This window comes from Streptomyces omiyaensis (assembly GCF_014650895.1).
Taxonomy (GTDB): domain Bacteria; phylum Actinomycetota; class Actinomycetes; order Streptomycetales; family Streptomycetaceae; genus Streptomyces; species Streptomyces omiyaensis.
In genome coordinates, this window is record NZ_BMVV01000010.1 from 94,391 (window position 1) to 112,505 (window position 18,115).

At 73.4% G+C, this 18,115-nt stretch carries 17 protein-coding genes and 1 riboswitch; of the genes, 9 read left to right on the top strand and 8 right to left on the bottom strand.

The genetic code is table 11. The features are described from left to right. Positions 1 to 10: 10 nt before the first annotated feature. On the top strand, positions 11 to 1,444 hold the full coding sequence (locus IE287_RS18575; protein WP_189850195.1) for a phytoene desaturase family protein: 1,434 nt from the start codon (positions 11 to 13) through the stop codon (positions 1,442 to 1,444). 57 nt (positions 1,445 to 1,501) lie between these two features. Here IE287_RS18575 and IE287_RS18580 read toward each other — a convergent pair whose 3' ends face one another. From IE287_RS18580 to IE287_RS18600, 5 genes are all read right to left on the bottom strand, one after another. Continuing rightward, entirely contained in the window at positions 1,502 to 2,401 is a 900-nt protein-coding gene (locus tag IE287_RS18580) for a hypothetical protein (RefSeq protein WP_189850196.1), read from the bottom strand. 54 nt (positions 2,402 to 2,455) lie between these two features. Beyond that, positions 2,456 to 3,370, bottom strand: a complete 915-nt coding sequence (metF, locus tag IE287_RS18585) for a methylenetetrahydrofolate reductase [NAD(P)H] (RefSeq protein ID WP_189850197.1) — start codon at positions 3,368 to 3,370, stop codon at positions 2,456 to 2,458. Positions 3,371 to 3,560: 190 nt separating this feature from the next. Next, positions 3,561 to 4,214, bottom strand: a complete 654-nt coding sequence (gene thiE, locus IE287_RS18590; RefSeq protein WP_189850198.1) for a thiamine phosphate synthase — start codon at positions 4,212 to 4,214, stop codon at positions 3,561 to 3,563. 73 nt (positions 4,215 to 4,287) lie between these two features. Then, a complete protein-coding gene (locus IE287_RS18595) occupies positions 4,288 to 4,653 on the bottom strand; it encodes an Rv2175c family DNA-binding protein (protein ID WP_189850199.1) in 366 nt (121 codons plus the stop codon). A gap of 177 nt (positions 4,654 to 4,830) precedes the next feature. Then, positions 4,831 to 6,054: an NAD(P)/FAD-dependent oxidoreductase gene (locus tag IE287_RS18600; protein ID WP_189850200.1), complete on the bottom strand. Its 1,224-nt coding sequence runs from the start codon at positions 6,052 to 6,054 to the stop codon at positions 4,831 to 4,833. 83 nt (positions 6,055 to 6,137) lie between these two features. Beyond that, positions 6,138 to 6,251: riboswitch (TPP riboswitch) on the top strand. Between IE287_RS18600 and thiO the strand changes: the two genes are divergently transcribed. The 6 genes from thiO (at position 6,248) to IE287_RS18630 (ending at position 12,060) form a co-directional block, all read left to right on the top strand. Continuing rightward, positions 6,248 to 7,438, top strand: a complete 1,191-nt coding sequence (gene thiO, locus IE287_RS18605; protein ID WP_189850201.1) for a glycine oxidase ThiO — start codon at positions 6,248 to 6,250, stop codon at positions 7,436 to 7,438. (Overlaps the previous riboswitch by 4 nt.) Next, on the top strand, positions 7,435 to 7,635 hold the full coding sequence (thiS, locus tag IE287_RS18610; RefSeq protein ID WP_189850202.1) for a sulfur carrier protein ThiS: 201 nt from the start codon (positions 7,435 to 7,437) through the stop codon (positions 7,633 to 7,635). The genes thiO and thiS overlap by 4 nt, the downstream gene beginning before the upstream one ends. A 5-nt stretch (positions 7,636 to 7,640) precedes the next feature. Beyond that, on the top strand, positions 7,641 to 8,435 hold the full coding sequence (locus IE287_RS18615) for a thiazole synthase (RefSeq protein WP_189850203.1): 795 nt from the start codon (positions 7,641 to 7,643) through the stop codon (positions 8,433 to 8,435). Positions 8,436 to 8,527: 92 nt separating this feature from the next. Further along, on the top strand, positions 8,528 to 10,450 hold the full coding sequence (pknB, locus tag IE287_RS18620) for a Stk1 family PASTA domain-containing Ser/Thr kinase (RefSeq protein WP_189850204.1): 1,923 nt from the start codon (positions 8,528 to 8,530) through the stop codon (positions 10,448 to 10,450). Between the two features lie 7 nt (positions 10,451 to 10,457). Then, positions 10,458 to 11,309, top strand: a complete 852-nt coding sequence (locus IE287_RS18625) for a deoxyribonuclease IV (RefSeq protein WP_189850205.1) — start codon at positions 10,458 to 10,460, stop codon at positions 11,307 to 11,309. Between the two features lie 115 nt (positions 11,310 to 11,424). Continuing rightward, positions 11,425 to 12,060, top strand: a complete 636-nt coding sequence (locus IE287_RS18630; protein WP_189850206.1) for a DUF4396 domain-containing protein — start codon at positions 11,425 to 11,427, stop codon at positions 12,058 to 12,060. A 24-nt stretch (positions 12,061 to 12,084) separates the two neighbouring features. Here IE287_RS18630 and IE287_RS18635 read toward each other — a convergent pair whose 3' ends face one another. After that, positions 12,085 to 12,729 carry a sulfite oxidase-like oxidoreductase gene (locus IE287_RS18635; protein WP_189850207.1) on the bottom strand — a complete coding sequence of 215 codons (645 nt, stop codon included), beginning with the start codon at positions 12,727 to 12,729 and terminating at the stop codon, positions 12,085 to 12,087. A 181-nt stretch (positions 12,730 to 12,910) separates the two neighbouring features. Here IE287_RS18635 and bfr point away from each other — a divergent pair, with 181 nt between their 5' ends. Beyond that, positions 12,911 to 13,387 carry a bacterioferritin gene (gene bfr / locus IE287_RS18640; RefSeq protein ID WP_043223049.1) on the top strand — a complete coding sequence of 159 codons (477 nt, stop codon included), beginning with the start codon at positions 12,911 to 12,913 and terminating at the stop codon, positions 13,385 to 13,387. Here bfr and IE287_RS18645 read toward each other — a convergent pair. Further along, positions 13,384 to 13,635 (bottom strand): (2Fe-2S)-binding protein, encoded by a 252-nt coding sequence (locus tag IE287_RS18645; protein WP_189850208.1) that lies wholly within the window; start codon positions 13,633 to 13,635, stop codon positions 13,384 to 13,386. The genes bfr and IE287_RS18645 overlap by 4 nt on opposite strands. 122 nt (positions 13,636 to 13,757) lie before the next feature. Next, a complete protein-coding gene (locus IE287_RS18650; protein WP_373307863.1) occupies positions 13,758 to 15,110 on the bottom strand; it encodes a class II 3-deoxy-7-phosphoheptulonate synthase in 1,353 nt (450 codons plus the stop codon). A 216-nt stretch (positions 15,111 to 15,326) separates the two neighbouring features. Between IE287_RS18650 and IE287_RS18655 the strand changes: the two genes are divergently transcribed. Further along, on the top strand, positions 15,327 to 18,077 hold the full coding sequence (locus IE287_RS18655) for an N-acetylmuramoyl-L-alanine amidase (protein ID WP_229883570.1): 2,751 nt from the start codon (positions 15,327 to 15,329) through the stop codon (positions 18,075 to 18,077). Positions 18,078 to 18,115 lie beyond the last annotated feature (38 nt).

The following is an 18,115-nucleotide window of genomic DNA, read 5'->3' on the forward strand; positions in this document are numbered from 1 at the left end:
AGTCCCTGACATGGGACGGATTGTGGTGATCGGCGCGGGTCTCGGCGCCATGGCGACGGCCGCGCGGCTCGCGGTCGCCGGACACACGGTGACGGTGTACGAGCGGGGCTCGACGTACGGCGGGGCGGTGGGCCGCTTCGCGCGCGAGGGCTTCGCCTTCGACACCGGCCCCGGGCTGCTGCACCTGCCTGCGGTCTACCGCGATCTGTTCGTGAAGACGGGGAAGAAGCCGCTGGAGGAGTGCGTCGGGCTGAGCCAGGTCGATCCGGCCGCCCGGCACGTCTTCGCCGACGGCACGCGCGTGGACCTGCCGAACGCCTCCCGGGCGGGCACGGCCGCCGCCCTGGACGCGGCGCTCGGCGCGGGCGCGGGCGAGCGCTGGAGCGACTTCCTGGTGCGGGCCCGCGAGGCGTGGGACCGCACCCGGCGCCCGCTCCTGGAGGAGCCGCAGCCCGCCGATCCGAAACCGCTGGCCCGGGAGCCGTACCCGGCGCTCAAGGCGGGGCTGCTGCGCCGTCCGACGACGACGCTCGCCCAGGTCGGGGCCCGCGAGCTGGCCGAGCCGCGGCTGGCCGCGCTGCTCGACGCGTACGCGTGGTCGTACGGCTTCGACCCGGCGAAGGCCCCGGCCTCTGCGGTGGTCCTGCCCTACATGGAGCAGACCTTCGGCAGCTGGTACGTGGCCGGAGGCATGCGGGCGCTCGCCGACGCGGTGTACGAGCGCTGCCGGGAGCGGCGGGTGGAGTTCGTCTTCGGCACGGCGGTGACGGAGGTCGTCGAGGAGGCGGGCCGGGCCGTGGGAGTGGCGCTGGAGGACGGGCGGACGGTTCCCGCCGATCACGTCGTCTCCGGCATCCCGGTGCCCGCCCTCCATGCGGACCAGCTGGTGGGCTGGGAGGGCAGCGAGGAGTGGGCGCGCCACCAGGTGCTGGGCACCAGCCGGGTCACCGTCCACCTGGCGCTGCGCGGGGCCCGCGAGGAGGACGCCGCGCACCGCACGGTCGTGCACGGCGAGGGCGGGCGGCCGACGGTCACGGTGCTGCGGCCGGACGATCCGGCGCTGCGGCCGGACGCGGAGCACGAGGCGGTGACGGTGACGGCCACCGTCCCCGCGCATCCCGCGCGGGACTGGGAGGAGTACGCCGGCCTGATGGTGGAGGCGGCGGACCGGGCCGTCCCCGGGCTGGCCGGGCGGCTGCTGTGGCGGCACGTGCGGACCCCGGACGACGTGCGCGCGGACACCGGGACGGCGGAGGTGCCCGGACCGGCACTGGCCGGGGCGGGCGGCGCGCTGCTGCCGGCGGCGAACGTCTCGCCGGTCCCCGGTCTGTACTTCGCGGGCGGCTGGTCCCACCCGGGCGGCGGACTCGCCCACGCGGGCATGTCGGGCGCGCTGGTGGCCGGACTGATCGTGGAGGGCGCGGGGTTCCGCGGCTCGCGGTGACCGGGCGCCGGGGCGCGGCGGCCGGGCCCCGCTGAGGGGTGCCCGGCGGCCGGGGCCTCAGTAGCGGTACCGGGACTGCTCGTCGGGGTGCGGCTCGTAGCCGTACGCCCCGGGGGCGGGGGCCGGGGGCGGCTGCTCGTCGGTGTCGCGCTGCTGCGGGACCCAGACGCCGCCGGGCGGGGTGTCGTAGGCGTACGAGGGGGCGTAGGGGTCGCCCTGGTACGAGGTGTACTGCTGGCCGTCCGTGCCGGGGCCGATGTACGGGTCGGAGTAGGCGGCGTACTGCTGGGGGCCGCCGGTGGTGCCGTAGTCGTAGCCGGGGTGCTGCTCGTAGGCGGCGGCGTAGGGGTCGTAGGCGGGCGCGCCCTGGTCGGCGGGGGCGTAGCCGTGGGCCGCGTAGCCGGAGGGGTCGTAGGCGGCGGGGTCGTGGCCGGGCTGCTGCTCGTAGCCGGCGGCGTAGGGGTCGTACGCGGGGGCCTGGGGGTCGGGCTGTCCGGAGCCGTAGACGCCGTACTGGCCGGTGTCCTCGGGCAGGGGCTGCGGCTCGTAGACGGAGGGGGACCCGTCCCCGGCGCGCAGCTCGTCGGCGTCGGGCCCCGGGGCGCGGGCCGCGCCGGCGTCCTCGTAGGAGAGGCCGGAGACCTCCAGGGTGGGGCCGGCCTCGGGGGCGCGGCCCGCCTTGCGGCGGCGGCTGGCGCCGGGGTTGCCGCCGATCGCCCAGCCGGTGGAGAAGCCGCGGCGGAAGGAGAGGGTCACGAAGGTCTGGCCGACGGCGAAGGCGACCGCGCCGGCGACGATGACCGCCACCGAGGGCAGCAGCACGCCGGCGACCACGCCGAGGAAGCCGCTGAAGGCGAGGATCCGCCAGCGCAGCCGGGCTTTGTACTGGAGGAGCACTTCGCCCAGTAGCCAGAGCGCCACCAGGCCGAACGCGATGTAGAGGACCGTCCACCCCATGCCCCGCAGCCCCTCTCTACGGCCACCGCCGCGGGTCGGGGCGGGTACGACCGGTCAGGACTGCTGGTGCAGTCCGAGATTCTCGTAGATCTCGAGCGTCGCGGTGGAGCTGTTGAGCGTGATGAAGTGCAGCCCGGGGACACCCTCGGCCAGCAGACGCGCGCAGAACTCCGTCGCGAACTCGATACCGATGGAGCGTACAGCGGCGGCGTCGTCCTTGACCGCGAGGATGCGTTCTTTCACATCCGCCGGGAAGGCGGCGTTGCTGAGCTGGGGCAGCCGGTCGAGGGTCCTGGCCGTCACGACGGGCATGACCTCGGGGATGATCGGGGTCTCGCAGCCGGCCTTCTCGACGCTGTCGCGGAGCCGCAGGTACCGCTCCGGGTCGAAGAACATCTGGGTGACCGCGTAGTCGGCGCCGGCCCGGCACTTGTCGACGAAGTGGCGGACGTCGGTGTCCCAGTCGGCGGAGCGGGGGTGCATCTCGGGGAAGGCGGCGACGCCGACGCAGAAGTCGCCGGACTCCTTGATGAGCCGGACCAGGTCGGCGGCGTAGCGGACGCCCTCGGGGTGCTCGACCCAGTCGCCCAGCGGGTCGCCCGGCGGGTCGCCGCGGAGCGCGAGCATGTTGCGGATGCCGGCGTCGGCGTACTGGCCGAGGACGTTGCGCAGCTCGGCGACCGAGTGGTCGACGGCGGTGAGGTGGGCGACCGGGGTGAGGGTGGTGTCCGAGGCGATCTTCTGGGTGGCCTTGACGGTGCCGCCGCGGGTGGAGCCGCCGGCGCCGTAGGTCACCGAGACGAAGCTGGGGCCGACGGCCTCGACGCGGCGCATGGCGTTCCAGAGGACCTGCTCGCCCTTGGCCGTCCGGGGTGCGTAGAACTCGAAGGAGTACGACGTGCCGGAGGCGAGGATCTCGCGGACCGTGCGGGCGCGGTCCGTACGGACGGAAGCGGTTCCAAGGGCCATACCGGCAGGTTAGACGGGGTCCGGGGAGCGCGGAAACCGCGTCCGAGTCGTGGACACCTTTTCGGACACCGGTACGACGTCCGCCGGGCGCGGCAGCGCTCCGGCCGGACGCCTGCCCGCTCCGGCCGGACGCCGGATCGCGCCCTTCGGGTGCCGGGGCCGCTCCCGCCGGGTGTCGAGGGCGCTCCCGTCAGGCGCCGGCCCGCTCCCGGACGCGGCGGGCGAGGGAGGCCGCGGCCTCGGCGGGGTCGTCGGCCTCGGTGATCGCGCGGACGACGACGATCCGGCGGGCGCCGGCGTCCAGCACCTCGTCCAGGTTGGCCGCGTCGATGCCGCCGATGGCGAACCAGGGGCGTTCCTGGGCGAGCCCGGCGGCGTACCGCACCAGGCCGAGGCCGGGGGCGTACCGGCCGGGCTTGGTGGGGGTGGGCCAGCAGGGGCCGGTGCAGAAGTAGTCGACGCCGGGCTCGGCGGCGGCCGCGGCCACCTCGGACTCGGCGTGGCAGGAGCGGCCGATCAGCACCTCGTCGCCGAGGATGGCGCGGGCGGCGGGGACGGGCAGGTCGCCCTGGCCGAGGTGGAGGACGTCGGAGCCGAGGGCGTGGGCGACGTCGGCCCGGTCGTTGACGGCGACGAGCTTGCCGTGGCGGCGGGCGGCGTCGGCGAGGACCGCCAGGTGCTCCAGCTCCTCGGCGGCCTCCATGCCCTTGTCGCGGAGCTGCACGACGTCGACCCCGGAGGAGAGCACAGCGTCGAGGAAGGCGGGCAGGTCGCCCTGGCGCTTCCGGGCGTCGGTGCACAGGTAGAGCCGGGCGTCGGCGAGGCGCTCGCGAGGCGTGGGCATGGTGGTTCCCCCCGTCGGGTGGCGCCGGTGCCGCGGCGCGGGGCCGCGGCACCGGCGGTGGTGGTCCGGTGCGTCAGAGGGCGAGCGCCTGGGCGCGGCGCTTCACCTCCGTGCCGCGATTCTCGCCGAGGGCCTGCGCGGGGGTGCCGGGCAGGGTCGGGTCCGGGGTGAAGAGCCACTCCAGCATCTCCTCGTCGGAGAAGCCGTCGTCCTTGAGGAGCGTCAGGGTGCCGGCGAGGCCCTTGACGACCTTGTCGTCCTGGATGAAGGCGGCGGGCACCTGGAGCGCGTTGTTCTCTCCGCGGCGCACGGCGATCAGCTGGCCCTCCTTCACCAGCTGTCGCACCCGGGTCACCTCGACGTCGAGCATCTCCGCGATGTCGGGGAGGTAGAGCCAGGCGGGGACGAGAGCATCGATGTTTGCGTCAATCTCGGTCACGGGACAAGCCTGCCATCCGGGACCGACAGCCGGTAGTCGGACCCGCCCCGACCGCCTCCGTCCGGGCGCCGGACCCGCCTCCGGACCGGATCGGGAGCCGTCCGGGCCCGCGGGAGGGGGCACCGGGCGACTCCCGGCCGGGGCCGGATCGGAGCCGGATCGAAACCGGATCGGGGTCTAGCGGACCGCGGACTTGAGCGGGAGGGACGGATCGGCGGCGCGGTCCGGGTCGACGGGGGTGCCGGCCTCGATGAGCCTGCGGCCCTGGGCGAGGTCGCGGGGCCGGCCGACGGCGAGCAGCGCGACCGGCACCCCCTCGCGCAGCCAGAGCACCGACCAGGAGGCGCCGGACGGGTCGCCGCGCCGCACCAGGGTGTCGGCGGCGGCGTGGTGGCCCGCGTACTGGACGAAGCGGCCGAACTGCTCGGACCAGAAGTACGGGACGGGGTCGTACGGCTCCGGCTCGGCGCCCTCGGACCCGGTGATGCAGGCGGCGACGGTGCGGGGGCCCTGGAGGGCGTTGTCCCAGTGGTGGACGAGGAGCCGCTCGGCGTAGCGGGCGGAGGGGAAGGAGGCGCAGTCGCCGACCGCGTACACCTCGGGCACGGAGGTGCGCAGCCGGTCGTCGGCGGTGACGGCGCCGCTCGGGTCGAGGGCGACGCCGGAGCCGGCCAGCCAGCCGGTGGCGGGGCGGGCGCCGATGCCGACGACGACGGCGTCGGCGGGGAGTTCGCGTCCGTCGGCGAGGACGACCGCGCCGGGCCGGACGGCGTCCACGCGCGCGTGGGTGAGGAGTTCGGCGCCGCTCTCGGCGTACCAGCCGGCCATGGCGGTGGTGACCTCGGCGGGCAGGGCGCCGGCGAGCGGCAGGGCGGCGGCCTCGACGACGGTGACGGCGCAGCCGGCCTCGCGGGCGGCGGTGGCGAACTCGGCGCCGATCCAGCCGGCGCCGACCACGACGACGGAGCCGCCGCCGGCCAGGACGGGGCCGAGGCGGACGGCGTCGTCGAGGGTGCGCAGCAGGTGGACGCCGGGGACGCCCTCGGTGCCGGGGAGGGTGAGCGGATGGGCGCCGGTGGCGAGGACGAGGGTGTCGTAGCGGAAGCGCCCCTCCTCGGTGACGAGCTCGCGGTCGGCGGGGCGCAGGCCGGTGACGTCGAGGCCGAGGCGGAGGTCGACGCCGAGGGACTCGAAGTCGACGTCGAAGGCGGAGTGCTCGGCCTTCCCGAGGAGGACCGCCTTGGAGAGCGGGGGCCGGTCGTAGGGCTGGTGGGGTTCGGCGCCGATGAGGGTGACGGGGCCCTCGAAGCCCTGCTCGCGCAGGGCGACGGCGGTCTGCACGCCCGCCATGCCCGCGCCGACGATCACGACGTGCCGCTGGGTCTGCTTCTGCTCGCTCACCCGTCCACCTTACAAATCTGATAGTCCATCAGGAAGGGAGGTCCCCTGCGGCGCTCCGGCGACGGGGGCTAGGGTGGCGGACACACACCACTCGCGGGAGCCCGGACGCACCGGGCTGAGAGGGGGGCTGGCCGGCCTCCGACCGTACGAACCTGATCCGGGTCATGCCGGCGAAGGGAGGGGCGGAACGCCCATGCGTTCTTCCGAACACGGCGCACCCCGCCGGAGCACCGACGTCCTCGTCGTCGGCGGCGGCGTCATCGGTCTGGTCACCGCCTGGCGGGCGGCCCTGCGCGGGCTGGACGTCGCGGTCGTCGACCCCGAACCGGGCGGCGGCGCCGCGCGGGTCGCGGCCGGCATGCTCGCCGCCGTCACCGAACTGCACTACGGCGAGGAGACCCTCCTGGGGCTCAACCTCGCCTCCGCCGCCCGCTATCCCGCCTTCGTCGCCGAGCTGGAGGAGGCCTCCGGCCTCGACGTCGGCTACCGCGCCTGCGGCACCCTCGCCGTCGCGCTCGACGCCGACGACCGGGCCCACCTGCGCGAACTCCACGCCCTCCAGACCCGCTGCGGCCTCTCCTCCGAATGGCTGACCGGCCGGGAGTGCCGCCGCCTCGAACCGATGCTGGCCCCCGGGGTGCGCGGCGGGCTGCGGGTGGACGGCGACCACCAGGTGGACCCGCGCCGGCTGGCCGCCGCGCTGCTCACGGCCTGCGAGCGGGCCGGGGTGGTCTTCCACCGGGCCCTGGCGGAGCGGCTCGCCGTGGCGGGCGACCGGGCGCGCGGAGTCGTCCTGCGCGACGGCACCGAGCTCGCCGCGGAGCGGACCGTCCTCGCCGCGGGAAGCCTCAGCGGGCGGCTCGCGGGCGTGCCCCCGTCGGCCCTGCCGCCGGTCCGCCCGGTGAAGGGCCAGGTCCTGCGGCTGCGGATCCCCGCCGCGTACGCCCCCTTCCTCTCCCGCACCGTGCGGGCCGTGGTCCGCGGCAGCCACGTCTACCTGGTGCCGCGCGAGAACGGCGAGCTGGTCGTCGGCGCCACCAGCGAGGAGCTCGGCTGGGACACCACGGTGACCGCGGGCGGCGTCTACGAACTGCTGCGCGACGCCCACGAGCTGGTCCCCGGCCTGACCGAGCTGCCGCTCACCGAGACCCTCGCCGGACTGCGCCCCGGCTCCCCCGACAACGCGCCGCTGCTCGGCCCGAGCGCCCTGCCCGGCCTGCTGCTGGCCACCGGCCACTACCGCAACGGGGTCCTCCTCACGCCGGTCACCGGCGACGTCATGGCGGAGGTGCTCACCACGGGCGTCCTCCCCGACGAGGCCCGCCCCTTCTCCCCCCGCCGCTTCCCCACCGCTCTCCCCGTACGTCAGGAGCAGCCCGCATGAACGTGTCCGTGAACGGCGAGCCGCGCGCGCTCGCCGCCCCCGTCTCCCTGGCCTCCCTGGTCGCCACCCTCACCGCCGCCCCCGCCGGGGTCGCCGCCGCCGTCAACGAGGCGGTGGTGCCGCGCGGCGAGTGGGCGACGACGCTGCTCGCCGACGGCGACCGGGTCGAGGTGCTGACCGCGGTGCAGGGGGGCTGAGCGCGATGTCCGACGACGTGTTCGTCCTCGGCGGTACGGAGTTCTCCTCCCGCCTCATCATGGGCACCGGCGGCGCCCCCAGCCTGGACGTCCTGGAGCGCTCCCTGGTGGCCAGCGGCACCGAGCTGACCACGGTCGCCATGCGCCGCCTCGACCCGACCGTGCAGGGCTCGGTCCTCTCCGTCCTGGACCGGCTCGGCATCCGCGTGCTGCCGAACACGGCGGGCTGCTACACGGCCGGCGAGGCCGTGCTGACCGCCCGGCTGGCCCGGGAGGCGCTGGGCACCGACTGGGTCAAGCTGGAGGTGGTCGCCGACGAGCGGACCCTCCTCCCGGACGGGGTGGAGCTCCTCGACGCCGCCGAGACGCTGGTGGACGACGGCTTCACCGTCCTCCCCTACACCAACGACGACCCGGTCCTGGCCCGGAAGCTGGAGGACGCCGGCTGTGCGGCGATCATGCCGCTCGGCTCCCCTATCGGCTCCGGCCTCGGCATCCGCAACCCGCACAACTTCGAGCTGATCGTCGAGAAGGCCGGCGTCCCGGTGATCCTCGACGCCGGCGCGGGCACCGCCTCGGACGCGGCGCTCGCGATGGAGCTGGGCTGCGCGGCGGTGATGCTCGCCTCGGCGGTGACCCGCGCGCAGGAGCCGGTCCTGATGGCCTCGGCGATGCGCCACGCGGTCGAGGCGGGCCGGCTCGCGCACCGCGCGGGCCGCATCCCCCGCCGCCACTTCGCCGAGGCCTCCTCGCCCACCGGGGGCCTGGCCCGGCTGGATCCCGAGCGCCCCGCGTTCTGACCCCGGCCGGCGGGGCGGGATACGTCACAGCCGTGCTGCGGTCGGGGCCCGTGCGGCGGAGGGAGCGCGGACCGGCTCGTAGACTCGACGCCGTGGACACGACCCTTCAGGACCCCCTCGTCGGGCGGCTGCTCGACGGCCGCTACCGCGTCGACGCGCGCATCGCCGTCGGCGGGATGGCCACGGTCTACCGGGCCGTCGACACCCGCCTCGACCGCGTCCTCGCGCTGAAGGTGATGCACCCCGCCCTGGCGGCCGACGCCGTCTTCGTCGAGCGGTTCATCCGCGAGGCGAAGTCCGTCGCCCGCCTCGCGCACCCGAACGTCGTCGCCGTCTTCGACCAGGGCGCCGAGGGCGCCTACGTCTACCTGGCGATGGAGTACGTCTCCGGCTGCACCCTGCGCGACGTGCTCCGCGAGCGGGGCGCCCTCCAGCCGCGCGCCGCCCTGGACGTGCTGGAGCCGGTGCTCGCCGCGCTCGGCGCCGCGCACCGGGCCGGTTTCGTCCACCGGGACATGAAGCCGGAGAACGTCCTGATAGGGGACGACGGCCGGGTCAAGGTCGCCGACTTCGGGCTGGTCCGCTCGGTCGGCTCGGCGACCGCCACCACCGGCGCGGTCCTCGGCACCGTCTCGTACCTCGCCCCCGAGCAGATCGAGCACGGCACCGCCGACACCCGGGCCGACGTGTACGCCTGCGGCGTCGTCCTGTACGAGATGCTGACGGGCGCCAAGCCGCACTCCGGCGACACCCCCGCCCAGGTCCTCTACCAGCACCTGAACACCGACGTCCCGGCCCCGTCGGCCGCCGTCCCCGGCCTGCCGCCGGAACTGGACGAGCTGGTCGCCGCCGCGACCGCCCGCGACCCCGGGGTCCGGCCCGAGGACGCCGTGGCGCTCCTCGCCCTGGCCCGGGAGGCGCGGGCCGCGCTCACCGACGAGCAGCTGGACGCGGTGCCGCCGCGGGCGCGGGCCGAGCAGCGGGACACCGGCGAGGACCGCACCAGCGTGATCGCCCGCCCCGTGCCGGTCCCGGAGGCCGGCGACCCGCACGCGGTGCAGCACACCAGCCGGCTCGCGACCCCCGAGGCCCCGCCGCCGGCCCGCTCGCGCGCCGCCGGCCGGCGGGCGCCGCGCGGCCCGCTCCTGATCGTCCTCGGCGTCCTGCTCGCCCTGGGCGTCGGCGCCGGCGTCTGGTACATCAACGCCGGCCAGTTCACCCGCGTCCCCGCCGTCCTCGGCCAGACCGAGCAGGCGGCGACGGCCCGGCTCGGCGACGCCGGCCTGGAGCTGGGCACGACGAAGCGCGCCTTCAGCGACGTGTACGAGCGGGGCACCGTGATGGGCGTCGACCCGGCGCCCGGCGAGCGGGTCCGCAGCCACGCGACCGTCACCCTCACCCTCTCCCGGGGCCCGGAGATCGTGAAGGTGCCCAACCTCAGGAACAAGCCGCTCGACGAGGCCAGGCGGATCCTCACGGAGCAGGGCCTCGCCCCCGGCGTGGTCACCAGCGCCTTCAGCACGACCGTCGCCCAGGGCGCGGTGATCGGCTCCGACCCGGAGCCGGGCACCGAGCGGGCCCCGGACTCGGCCGTCGCACTGGTGGTCAGCAAGGGCGCCCCGGTCGACGTCCCGGACGTGACCGGCGAGACCGTCGCCGACGCCACCGCCGTCCTCAAGGAGGCCGGCCTGGAGGTCTCCGTCGCGCCCGAGCGGATCCACTCCGCCGAGGACGCGGGAGCGGTCGCCGCCCAGTCCCTCGCCGAGGGGAGCCGGGCCGCGAAGGGCGACGCGGTCACCCTGACCGTCTCCAAGGGCCCGCGCCAGGTCGAGGTGCCGGACGTCGTCGGCATGTCGACCGACGAGGCCCGCGAGGAGCTGGAGGCGGCCGGCTTCGAGGTGAAGGTCGAGAAGTCCTTCCCCTTCCTCGGCGACGAGGTCACGGGCCAGTCCGTCGAGGGCGGCGGGACCGCCCCGGAGGGCTCCACCGTCGCCCTCACCATCAAGGGAATCTGAGTCACTCATGCGCAACCCCGTCGGCGGCCACGTCCCCGTGGCCGGCGGTCTCGCCACGACCGGCCTCGGCTACGCCCGCGAGCTGGGCGCCGAGACCGTCCAGGTCTTCGTCGCCAACCCGCGCGGCTGGGCCACCCCGGCCGGCAACCCCGCCCAGGACGAACGGTTCCGCGCCGAGTGCGCCGCCGCGTCGCTCTCGGCCTGGGTGCACGCCCCCTATCTGATCAACTTCGGCTCCTCCACGGAGGCCACCGTCGAGAAGTCGGTGGAGTCGCTGCGGCACTCGCTGCGGCGCGGCCGGGAGATCGGCGCGCGGGGCGTGGTGGTCCACACCGGCTCGGCGACCGGCGGCCGCCCCCGCGAGGAGGCGCTGGCGCAGGTGCGGGAGCGGATGCTGCCGCTGCTCGACGAGCTGACCCACGAGGACGATCCGTACCTGCTCCTGGAGTCCACCGCCGGCCAGGGCTTCTCGCTCTGTTCCCGGGCGGAGGACTTCGGCCCGTACTTCGACGCGCTCGACCACCACCCCAAGCTGGGCATCTGCCTCGACACCTGCCACATCTTCGCCGCCGGCCACGACCTGGCGGAGCCGGGCGGGGCGGTACGCACGCTGGACGAGCTGGTCGCCACGGTCGGCGAGGGCCGGCTGCGGCTGATCCACGCCAACGACTCGAAGGACGTCGTCGGTGCGCACAAGGACCGGCACGCCAACATCAACGCCGGGCACATCGGCGAGGAGGCCTTCCGGCAGCTCCTGCGCCACCCGGCCACCGACGGCGTCCCGCTGGTCATCGAGACCCCGGGCGGCAAGGAGGGCCACGTCGCCGACATCGAGCTGCTGAAGAAGCTCAGGGCCTGATCCGCCCCGGTCCACCACCGGTCCGCCTCTGATCCCTTCCCGTTGAGGAATACCCCGAGGGGGTATACGGTTCCCGCATAGGCAGGAACCGCTACCCGAGGTTGGGGGCACCCTCATGGAGCACGAGACGCACGACCACCCCACGGGGCACGCCGGCCCCGAGGACCACACCGGACACGCGGACCACGAGGGCCACAAGGGCCACGCAGGTCACTCAGACCATACGAGTCACACCGGCCACACCGGTCACTCCGATCACACCGACCATTCCGGTCACGGCGGCCACTCCGGCCACGGCGAGGCACACGGCGGCGGGGCGTCCTGGGGGATGGCGGCGAAGGCCACCCTGCACTGCCTCACCGGCTGCGCCATCGGCGAGGTGCTCGGCATGATCATCGGCACCGCGCTGGGCTGGGGCAACGCGCAGACCATGGTCCTCGCGATCGCCCTCGCGTTCTTCTTCGGCTACGCGCTCACGCTGCGCGGCGTCCTCGCCGCCGGCCTGGACTTCCGGTCGGCCTTCAAGGTGGCGCTCGCCGCCGACACCCTCTCGATCGCCGTCATGGAGATCGTCGACAACGGCGTGCTGCTGCTCGTCCCGGGAGCCATGGACGCCCACCTGGACGCACCGCTCTTCTGGGGCGCGCTCGCCTTCGCCTTCGCGATCGCCTTCGTGGTCACCACGCCGGTGAACAAGTGGCTGATCGGCCGCGGCAAGGGCCACGCGGTCGTGCACCGCTACCACCACTGAGGGCGCGTCCGCGGCGGCCCGGGGCTACAGCTCCGGGCCGTCGCCCGGTTCCTCCTGGTACGAGTAGCGCTGCTCGCCCCACGGGTCGCCGACGTTGTGGTAGCCGCGCTCCTCCCAGAAGCCGCGTCGGTCGGCCGTCATGTACTCCACACCGCGGACCCACTTCGGGCCCTTCCAGGCGTACAGGTGGGGCACGACGAGCCGCAGGGGGAAGCCGTGCTCGGCGGTGAGCAGCTCGCCGTCCTTGTGGGTGGCGAAGATCGTGCGCGCGTCGGCGAAGTCGGCGAGCCGCATGTTGGCGCTGTAGCCGTACTCGGCCCAGACCATCACGTGCGTGACCCGCGGCGCGGGCGGCGCCAGCTCCAGGATCGCGCGGGCGGGGACGCCGCCCCACTCCGCGCCGAGCATGCTGAACTTGGTCACGCAGTGCAGATCGGCCACCACCGTGGAGAACGGCAGGGCCGAGAACTCCTCGTGGTTCCAGCAGCGCTTCTCGCCGTCGGCGGTCGCCCCGAAGACCCGGAACTCCCAGCGCTCCGGCTTGAACTTCGGCACGGGGCCGTAGTGGGTCACCGGCCAGCCGCGCTGGAGCCGCTGCCCCGGCGGCAGCTCGGGCGAAATGTCCGGCATCCCCGCTTCCCGGTGTACTCCGCTCTCCGGCTGAACCATGTCATCCATGGTGACAGACGGCGAGGGGTGGTCATGACCAGCCACCCACCCGGACGCGTCCATTCGGGCAAGTCCTACTAAGCCTGCACTTACTGGACGCCCCCCATTCGGAGTGCGAGGATGCGGCCATCCTGCCCTGTGAGGGGCTGGGTACACCCCGTGATGGAAGGAACCTGGAGCGATGCAGGGCGACCCCGAGGTCCTGGAGTTTCTGAACGAGCAGCTGACCGGCGAGCTGACGGCCATCAACCAGTACTGGCTGCACTACCGCATCCAGGACAACAAGGGCTGGACGAAGCTCGCCAAGTACACCCGCGAAGAGTCCATCGACGAGATGAAGCACGCGGACAAGCTGACCGAGCGCATCCTGATGCTCGACGGCCTGCCCAACTACCAGCGGCTCTTCCACGTGCGCGTCGGCCAGACCATCACCGAGATGTTCCAGGCGGACCGGCAGGTCGAGGTGGAGGCGATCGACCGCCTCAAGCGGGGCATCGAGGTCATGCGCGCCAAGGGCGACGTCACCTCGGCCAACCTCTTCGAGGAGATCCTCGCGGACGAGGAGCACCACATCGACTACCTGGACACGCAGCTGGAGCTGATCGAGTCGCTGGGCGAGGCGCTCTACATCTCGACGCTCATCGAGCAGCCGAGCTAGGCGGCCTCGGGCAGCTCGACGTCGGCGTCCTCGGAGACGAGGGCCGGCATGCCCTGGTCGAGGAGCTCGCGGCGCGGACAGGTGCCCCGCCCGAGAATGGCCTGAATGCGCCGGACGCACGAACCGCAGTCCGTGCCCGCCTTGCAGGCGGAGGCGATCTGGCGGGGCGTGTGGGCACCGGCCTCCGCGTGCTCCTTGACCTGCTTCTCCGTGACACCGAAGCATGAGCAGACGTACACGCGGATCACCTCCCGCCGAGATCGATTAGGCTAACCTAACCTTACCCGGCGGGCGGGAAGCGTAAAAGCCTCCGATACGACGATGGGGCGCGGATCACAAGGATCCGCGCCCCATCGTCGTACGAAGCTACTTACTGATCGCGGTACATCTCGGCCACGAGGAACGCGAGGTCGAGCGACTGGCTCCGGTTGAGGCGCGGGTCGCAGGCCGTCTCGTAGCGCTGGTGCAGGTCGTCGACGAAGATCTCGTCGCCGCCGCCCACGCACTCGGTGACGTCGTCACCGGTGAGCTCGACGTGGATGCCGCCCGGGTGGGTGCCGAGGGCCTTGTGGACCTCGAAGAAGCCCTTGACCTCGTCGAGCACGTCGTCGAAGCGGCGGGTCTTGTGGCCCGAGGCCGCCTCGAAGGTGTTGCCGTGCATCGGGTCGGTCACCCAGGCGACGGTGGCGCCCGAGGCGGTGACCTTCTCGACGAGCTCCGGGAGCTTGTCCCGGACCTTGTCGGCGCCCATGCGGACGATGAAGGTCAGGCGGCCCGGCTCGCGCTCCGGGTCGAGGCGCTCGATGTACGTCAGCGCCTCCTCCGGGGTGGTCGTCGGGCCCAGCTTGATGCCGATCGGGTTCGCGATCCGCGCGGCGAACTCGATGTGGGCGTGGTCCAGCTGGCGGGTGCGCTCGCCGATCCAGACCATGTGGCCGGAGGTGTCGTACAGCTTGCCCGTGCGGGAGTCGGTACGGGTGAGGGCGCCCTCGTAGTCGAGCAGCAGCGCCTCGTGGGAGGCGTAGAACTCGACGGCCTTGAACTCGGCCGGGTCGGTGCCACAGGCCTTCATGAAGTTCAGCGCGTTGTCGATCTCGCGGGCGAGCGCCTCGTAGCGCTGGCCCGACGGGGACGACTTCACGAAGTCCTGGTTCCAGGCGTGCACCTGGCGCAGGTCGGCGTAGCCGCCGGTGGTGAAGGCGCGGACCAGGTTGAGCGTGGAGGCGGAGGCGTTGTACATCCGCTTCAGGCGCTCGGGGTCCGGGACGCGGGCCTTCTCGTTGAAGTCGAAGCCGTTGACGGAGTCGCCCCGGTAGGTGGGGAGCGTCACGCCGTCGCGGGTCTCGGTGCCCTTGGAGCGGGGCTTGGAGTACTGCCCCGCGATGCGGCCCACCTTGACGACCGGCACGGAGGCCGCGTACGTCAGGACGGCGCTCATCTGGAGCAGCGTCTTCAGCTTGGCCCGGATGTGGTCGGCCGACACCGCGTCGAAGGCCTCGGCGCAGTCGCCGCCCTGGAGGAGGAACGCCTCGCCACGGGCGACGGCTCCCATCCGGGCGCGCAGCTGGTCGCACTCGCCGGCGAAGACGAGCGGAGGATACGACTCGAGGTCCGCGATCACATCGCGCAGAGCCTCGGCATCGGGGTACTCGGGCTGCTGCGCCGCGGGCAGGTCTCGCCAGGTCGCCTTGGCGACGGCGTGGGATTCAGCGTTCACGGTCACGCGGACCACCCTACGGGGTTCTTCGTCCTGTCCTGTCCCCTGCCCAGTCACTGAGACGCGCGACCGTTATGTCTGGACGCGATCTTCACGCCATCGAGTGGTGTTACCCTCACCCGCGTTTAGCAAACGAGCAAACCTGCTCGCCAAATACATAGCTGACATACAGGGGTGGGCGTGATCCAGAGGCACCGCAGGGATCGCAAGAAGAAACGACTCTTGTACGGAGCGGCGGCCGCGGTCGTCGCCACGGCCACGATCGGCACCATCGCGGTCGCCTCGCCGGGCCTCCTCGGCGCGACCGACGCGAAGCCCGGCGGCGACCCGTCCCTCCAGGCGCAGTTCGCCGCCGCGGCGGACGAGTTCGACGTGCCGCAGAGCGTGCTGATGGCGGTGTCGTACCGCCAGACCCGCTGGGAGTCGCACGACGGGCAGCCGAGCACCACCGGCGCCTACAACGTCATGGGCCTCACGGACGTCGACGCCGACGACATCGAGCAGGAGGACGCCGAGGGCCGCCTCGCGCACCTGAACGCGAGCGGCAAGGCCGAGATCGAGAAGACCTTCGACAAGGCCAAGGCCCTGGCGTCGCTGCCGGAGGAGACCGTCGACACCGACGATCCCCGGCTGCACACCCTGGACAAGGCCGCCGGGCTGATCGACAGCTCCGCCGACGCCGTGAAGAACGACACGGCCGCGTCCATCCGGGCCGGTGCCGCGCTGCTCGCCGACTACCAGAAGCAGGCCGGCGCCGAGCTGTCCGAGGACCCGGCCGACTGGTACCCCGCCGTCGCCCGCTACAGCCAGTCCCCCGACAAGAAGGGCGCCGACCTCTTCGCCGAGCGCGTCTTCGAGTCGATCAAGACCGGCGAGCGCGCGCTCACCACCGAGGGCGAGCCGGTCACGCTGCCGGCCGAGCCCGAGGTGGAGCCCTCCAAGCCGGCGAACGTGCCGCTGGCCGCGTCCTTCGCGGGCACCGCGGAGACCCCGACCCCCGAGTGCCCGCCGACCGGCCTGGTCTGCGACTACCGCCCGGCCGAGGTCCCGAGCACCGGGCAGCGGAACTACACGCTCGCCACCCGGGCCAAGGACACCCAGCTGGACATCCGCCGGATCGTGATCCACGACACCGAGGGCAGCTACGACGGCACCATCGCCGCCTTCCAGAGCGCGGACGCCCGGGGCAGTGCCCACTACCTGATCCGCGCGAGCGACGGTCTGGTCACCCAGATGGTCCAGAACAAGAACATCGCGTGGCACGCGGGCAACTGGACCGACAACATGCACGCCATCGGCGTGGAGCACGAGGGCTACGCCATCAAGGCGGGCAAGTGGTACACCGAGCCCCAGTACGAGTCGTCCGCGAAGCTCGTGAAGTACCTCGCGACCGAGTACGGGATCCCGCTGGACCGCGAGCACGTCATCGGCCACGACGAGGTCGCCGGGCACGTCGACGCCAAGGTCTCGGGCATGCACTGGGACGCCGGTCCGTTCTGGGACTGGAACCACTACATGTCCCTCCTCGGCGCCCCGACCGGCGCCGGCGGTGCCGGCGGGCTGCTCCAGGCCGGCCAGCTGGTCCGCGTCGTCCCGCCGTACACCTCCGCGAACCAGCCGAAGATCACCTACGGCGGCAGCACCGTCCCCGCCCAGCCGGCCAACTTCGGCTACCTCTACACGACGCCGTCGACGACGACGCCGATCAAGGACGCGTACATCCCGAACGTCCTGTGGAGCGACGGCCCGAACTGGGGCAACAAGGTCCGCGCGGGCGGCACGTACGTCGTGACGGCCGCGCAGACCAACTGGACGCAGATCTGGTACGGCGGCCAGAAGGCCTGGTTCCACAACCCGGGCGGCCAGTACACCTCCGTCGTCAAGGACACCACGCAGCGGGTCCTGCGGGCCGCGTCCGGCAAGACCCCGCTGATCTACGGCCGCGCCTACCCGGAGAAGGCCGCCTACCCCGGCACCGGTGGCGTCACCGCCCCGACCGAGGACCCGAACTACCTGTCGAAGTACGCCTTCGGCGCCGGCGGCGCGTACGTGAAGGCGGGCCCGGCGGTGAAGGGCGACGACTACTTCGGCTCCGCCCAGACGAACGTCGTCGGCACCGACACGTACATCCCGATCCGCTACAACCACCGCATGGCGTGGGTGAAGGCCTCGGACGTCGTGGAGTCCGCCCCGGCCCCCGCGGTGAACGCCACCGACCGCAACAACATCGTCGCCCGCGACTCCGCCGGCGTGCTGTGGCAGTACCAGGGCACCGGCTCCGCCACCGCCCCGTTCCTGGCCAAGTACAGGATCGGCCCGGGGTGGCAGGCCTACAACATGATCACGCCCGTGACGACCCTGCGGGCCGACGGCACCGGGGACGCGGTCGCCCGGGACAAGGACGGCTTCCTCTGGTACTACCAGGGCAGCGGCAACCCGAACGCGCCCTTCAAGGCGCGGCTCCGCACCGGCGGCGGCTGGCAGGTCTACAACAAGCTCCTCGGCACCGGCGACATGACCGGTGACGGCAAGCCCGACCTGATCGCCCGCGACACCACCGGCATGCTCTGGTTCTACAAGGGCACCGGCGACCCGGCGAGGCCCTTCGCGGCCCGCGCCCAGGTCGGCGGCGGCTGGCAGGTCTACAACGAGCTCATCGCCACCGGCGACGTGAGCGGTGACGGCAAGCCCGACCTGATCGCCCGCGACACCACCGGCATGCTCTGGTTCTACAAGAACACCGGCGGCTACCCGAACCCCTACGCGCGCCGCGCGCAGGTCGGCGGCGGCTGGCAGGCCTACAACCTGATGGTCGGTCCGGGCGACCTGAACAAGGACGGCAAGCCCGACCTGATCGCCCGCGACACCACCGGCATGCTCTGGTTCTACAAGAACACCGGCGGCTACCCGAACCCCTACGCCCCCAAGGCGCAGATCGGCGGCGGCTGGCAGGGCTTCAACCTGATCGTCTGATCCGGTCGTGCCCGACGGACGGGGCCCTTTCCGCGCCT

Excerpts from the sequence above, each read along its gene's own strand:
- IE287_RS18625 (WP_189850205.1), top strand. The coding sequence starts at position 10,458 with ATGCGCAACCCCGTCGGCGGCCACGTCCCCGTGGCCGGCGGTCTCGCC.
- bfr (WP_043223049.1), top strand. The coding sequence starts at position 12,911 with ATGCAGGGCGACCCCGAGGTCCTGGAGTTTCTGAACGAGCAGCTGACC.
- metF (WP_189850197.1), bottom strand. The coding sequence starts at position 3,370 with ATGGCCCTTGGAACCGCTTCCGTCCGTACGGACCGCGCCCGCACGGTC.
- thiE (WP_189850198.1), bottom strand. The coding sequence starts at position 4,214 with ATGCCCACGCCTCGCGAGCGCCTCGCCGACGCCCGGCTCTACCTGTGC.
- IE287_RS18575 (WP_189850195.1), top strand. The coding sequence starts at position 11 with ATGGGACGGATTGTGGTGATCGGCGCGGGTCTCGGCGCCATGGCGACG.
- thiS (WP_189850202.1), top strand. The coding sequence starts at position 7,435 with ATGAACGTGTCCGTGAACGGCGAGCCGCGCGCGCTCGCCGCCCCCGTC.
- IE287_RS18635 (WP_189850207.1), bottom strand. The coding sequence starts at position 12,729 with ATGGTTCAGCCGGAGAGCGGAGTACACCGGGAAGCGGGGATGCCGGAC.
- IE287_RS18615 (WP_189850203.1), top strand. The coding sequence starts at position 7,641 with ATGTCCGACGACGTGTTCGTCCTCGGCGGTACGGAGTTCTCCTCCCGC.
- thiO (WP_189850201.1), top strand. The coding sequence starts at position 6,248 with ATGCGTTCTTCCGAACACGGCGCACCCCGCCGGAGCACCGACGTCCTC.
- IE287_RS18630 (WP_189850206.1), top strand. The coding sequence starts at position 11,425 with ATGGAGCACGAGACGCACGACCACCCCACGGGGCACGCCGGCCCCGAG.
- IE287_RS18580 (WP_189850196.1), bottom strand. The coding sequence starts at position 2,401 with ATGGGGTGGACGGTCCTCTACATCGCGTTCGGCCTGGTGGCGCTCTGG.